Here is a 4,247-nt window from a genome sequence, read left to right on the forward strand (position 1 = left end):
CCTCGATATTGGCTCTGTGTTGAAGGTGGTTGTCCCAACCCCGAGAACATAACCCACGCTCTCGAGGTCGGGCAGGTCAATCCATCATGTCTACGCGGGGGCAATGCCCCGGGGCGCATGACGTTGTTCGAGGGCGGCGGGCGCCGTGCGCATAATCGGCGGATGTATCGACCGAATGCCCGCGCGAGGTAAGCCGACCCCATGGCGACCGTGAAAAGCACCTGCTACGAATGCGACGCCAACTGCGCGATCGACGTGACCCTGGACAACGCCGGCGAGCCGGTGAAGATCGACGGCCCCGACTGTCCGCGCTGTTACGTCCAGCTGGATCGCCGCAACCACCCGGAACGCCTGCTGTACCCGCTGCGGCGCACCGGACCGCGCGGCAGCGGCGAGTTCGAGCGCATCTCCTGGGACGAGGCGCTGGACACCATCGCCGAGCGCCTGCGCGCGACCCGCGACGCGCACGGCGCCCCGGCGGCGGCGTTCTTCGCCGGCTACACCAAGGAGGCGCGGCCGCAGCTGCAGCGCCTGGCGCATGCCTTCGGCTCGCCCAACTACCTGACCGAGAGCGGCTGCTGCTTCTCCTCGACCAAGGTGGCGGAGGAGGTGACCTTCGGCACCAAGATCAAGACCTCCTCCACCGTGGCCTCGGATGCGACCCGCTGCCTGCTGGTGTGGTCCACCAACCCGCGCGGGTCCATCCCGCCATTCCATCAGCATGCGCTGGCCGCGGCACGCCCCGGCTGCGCCACCGTGGTGGTGGACCCGCGGGTGACCCCGCTGGCGGAGCAGGCCGAGGTGCACCTGCAGATCCGTCCGGGCACCGACGGGGCGCTGGCGCTGGGCATGCATCACCTGATCTTCGAGAACGGCTGGCAGGACCAGGCCTTCCTCGACGAATGGGGCAACGGGGTGGAGGCCTTTCGCGAATACGTGGCCGGATTCCCGCCGGAGCGGGTGGCGGCGATCTGCGGCATCGAAGAGGCCGATCTGCAGCGCGCCGCCGAGCTCTATGCGACCCGTAGCCCGGCGCAGATCATGCTCTCGCCCACTGCCACCGTGCAGCATTCCAACGGCTTCCAGAATCATCGCGCGGTGACCCTGCTGGCGGCGGTCACGGGCAACATCGACCGCGAGGGCGGCAACCGCTTCTTCAACGACAAGGTCACGCCGAAGCCGATCGACCTGTTCGACCACTGCAAGGAAAACCTGCCGCCGCGCATCGGCGACGAGACCTTCCCGGTGTGGACGGCCCACTGGCCGGCGGCGCAGAGCATGCTGCTGCCGGACGCGATCCTCGACGGCCGGCCGCAGCAGGTTCGCTCGCTGCTGGCGATGGGCATCAACACCGCCATGTGGCCGAACTCGAAGCGCATGGAACAGGCGCTGGGCGCGCTGGATTTCTTCGCCGTGTCGGACTTTTTCCACAACCCGGCCACGCGCATGGCGGACATTGTGCTGCCGGCCGCCACCAGCCTCGAACGCCCGGCGCTGATCGCCTATCCCGGCTGCAACTTCCGTGGCGAGCTGCGTTACCGGCATCAGGCGGTGGCCCCGCGCGGCGAGGCACGCGCCGACGCCGAGGTGTTCCTCGAGCTGGGCGTGCGCCTCGGGATGGCGGAGCAGTTCTGGAACGGCGACCTGGAGGCCAGTTGGGCCGAGGCCGCCGACGGCATCCCCGAGACCATCCGAGAGCAGGTGTACAACGACCCGGACGGCGTGACCGTGTTCGCGAAGGCGCTGGATGATCTGGTCGAGCACGGCTTCGAGGAGGGTGACCGCCAGTACCGGCTGCACGGCTTCCGCACGGTCAGCGGCAAGGTGGAATTCGACGCCGCCGAGCTGCGCGAGGCCGGGCACGACGGCCTGCCGGTCTGGCGCGAGCCGGCCGAGAGCCCGCTGTCCACGCCGGAGCTGGCGCGCGACTATCCGCTGGTGCTGACCAGCGGCGCGCGCCACAAGCACGCCACCCACTCGCAGCACCAGTATCTGGAGCGCATGCGTCGGGCGATGCCGGAGCCGCTGGTGGAGCTGCACCCGCAGGACGCCGCGGCGCGCGGCATCGCCGATGGCGACACCGTGGAGGTGCGCTCGCCGCGCGGGCGGGTCGCCTTCGTGGCGAAGGTCACCGACCGCATCAAGCCCGGTGTGGCGCACTGCCAGCACGGCTGGAACCATGCCAACATCAACGAACTGACCGACGACCGCAACCTCGACCCGATCAGCGGCTTCCCCGCGTTCAAGTCGCTGCTGTGCGAGGTGGAACGCCTGCGCGCCGGGCACGAAGAACGCCTGCCGGAGGCGGGCTGACGTGCCGTTCGTTGGTGTCCTGCCCGAGCGCCGGCACATCTTCCGGCCCGAGCCGCGCCGCGAGGTGGCGGTGTCGGATGCTGCCGCCTGGCGCCTGAACCCCGGGCATCGTCACGTGTACGACAAGCTGCGCCTGGCCCTGGATGCGGGGCTGACCGCCGCGCCCTGCGGGGTCGCGCCCACGGACCTGGGGCTGGACGCGGCGGACACGGTGTTCGTGAAGCCGATCACCAACCTCGCCGGCATGGGGCTGGATGCGCGTGCCCTGCCCGCCGGCGAGGTGCCGGCCGAGCCCGGCAGCTTCTGGTGCCAGCGCCTGGAGGGTGCCCACACCAGCACCGACTGCCTGGTGGAGGACGGCGAGGTGCGCTGGTTCGCCCACACCCGCGGCTCGGACGAAAAGGACGCCGCGCGCCCGATCTACTGGGAGGTCGGTGCCGCCGTGCCCGAGGTGGAGCCGTGGATCGCCGACTGGGTGCGGCGCAACCTGGCCGGCTACAGCGGCATCTGCAACATCGAGCTGATCGGCGGGCGACCGATCGAGGCCCATCTGCGCGGCTCCAACGGCTTCTTCGATTTCTATGGCCCGGCATTCATCCCCGCCTGGGTCGCGCTGGCGGACGGCGAACCGTTCACGCCACCCCCGCCGATCCCCGGCGGCTACATCATCTCGGTCTTCGGCGAGGTCGAACTGACCGACGCCGATTTCCGCGCCGCCGAAGATACCGGCGTCGACCTGAAGCCCGATCCCTCGACCCCGGGCCGATCCGCCATCCTGCGCACCGCCGATCGCGACGCCGGCTTCGCCCTCTACCGCCGCCTCACCGGCCAGCCGGGCCCTGAATAGAAACGCCGGATCGCGCAGAGGGCTGCGCTCCTGCGAGACCTCCCCCGGCCGTAGGAGGCCAGCCCTCTGGCCGATCGGGCCAGCCCCGGCGCCGGATCGCGCAGAGGGCTGCGCTCCTGCGGGGCACACGGGGCAGCGGCGCCGGGGGAAAGCGCGCACAAAAAAGCCGCATCGACGCCTGGCTGGATTACGCAAGAGGGTGTGTTTTCAGAGCAACCGGGCGTTGACGCCGAGAGGCTCGGCGGCGGCTACCAGAACCTTGTCGAGGGAGCAGAGTTCGAGGCCATGGTTGTATGCGATGGCGAGATGCAGTGCATCACCTGCGCGTAGCCCGGAGTCGTGTTGGTCGGCGAAATGTGCTGCGATGGCATAGTCGGCCGCCGCGACGGACAGGCTGCTCAGCGAGGCTTCGCGCAGGCCGGCAAAGGCCGCGAGCACCGTTGCCCGCTCCCCGGTCGTCAGGATCTGCCGGCGAACCTTCATGGACAGGGCCGCCGAGAACTCGGTGACCGTCCAGTCACTGATATGCAGCGTTTCGACCGGCTGCGCCGCGAGCCAGGTCTGCATGTCGCCCGTGCGCGGCTCGCGGGTCAGTGCGGCCACCAGCAGGCTCGTATCCAGATAGCGCATCAATAGCGCGCGTCGTCGCGCAGGGAGCGTACAAGGTCCTGTTCCGAGCAGCTGCTCTGGGCGTCGGTCAACGCGCGCAAGGCATCGGCATCGATCGGTTGCCTGGCCGGAGTTGCACGGCTCAGTCTCACCACCGCCTTGCCCCGCCTGGTGATGATGATGTTTTCGCCCGAGGCCGCGCGCTCGGCCAGCTCGCTGAGGCGAGCCTTGGCGTCGGCGAGGTTGATGGTGGAATCCGACATTTCGTGCTTCCTGACTATCTTGATGGTCACATTATAGGACAGCCGTCAGCATGCAGGAGCCTGCTTGCAGGCGAACGAGTTCCCGGTCCGGAATCTTTCGCCGTAGCCGGATCGCGCAGAGGGCTGCGCTCCTGATATGGATTGACCTGTCAACGGTTGGCTGTAGTGTTCGATCGAGACCTCCTGTTTTCCATGCCTTCGAGGCAGGGCACGAG

The 4,247-nt window shown here is 68.9% G+C and carries 4 protein-coding genes; 2 read left to right on the top strand and 2 right to left on the bottom strand.

Features of this window, described 5'->3' with window-relative positions; genetic code table 11:
• Positions 1 to 201: 201 nt before the first annotated feature.
• Positions 202 to 2,313, top strand: a complete 2,112-nt coding sequence (locus tag F620_RS0113980; protein ID WP_019571068.1) for a molybdopterin-dependent oxidoreductase — start codon at positions 202 to 204, stop codon at positions 2,311 to 2,313.
• A 1-nt stretch (position 2,314) separates the two neighbouring features.
• On the top strand, positions 2,315 to 3,160 hold the full coding sequence (locus F620_RS0113985) for a hypothetical protein (RefSeq protein ID WP_019571069.1): 846 nt from the start codon (positions 2,315 to 2,317) through the stop codon (positions 3,158 to 3,160).
• A 207-nt stretch (positions 3,161 to 3,367) separates the two neighbouring features.
• Here the strand turns inward: F620_RS0113985 and F620_RS0113990 are convergent, their stop codons facing one another.
• Both F620_RS0113990 and F620_RS0113995 read right to left on the bottom strand, forming a co-directional pair.
• On the bottom strand, positions 3,368 to 3,790 hold the full coding sequence (locus F620_RS0113990) for a type II toxin-antitoxin system VapC family toxin (protein WP_019571070.1): 423 nt from the start codon (positions 3,788 to 3,790) through the stop codon (positions 3,368 to 3,370).
• A complete protein-coding gene (locus tag F620_RS0113995) occupies positions 3,790 to 4,032 on the bottom strand; it encodes a type II toxin-antitoxin system Phd/YefM family antitoxin (RefSeq protein ID WP_019571071.1) in 243 nt (80 codons plus the stop codon). The genes F620_RS0113990 and F620_RS0113995 overlap by 1 nt, the downstream gene beginning before the upstream one ends.
• Between the last annotated feature and the right edge of the window lie 215 nt (positions 4,033 to 4,247).

It is taken from the genome of Thioalkalivibrio sp. ALE11 (assembly GCF_000381205.1).
Classification (GTDB): domain Bacteria; phylum Pseudomonadota; class Gammaproteobacteria; order Ectothiorhodospirales; family Ectothiorhodospiraceae; genus Thioalkalivibrio.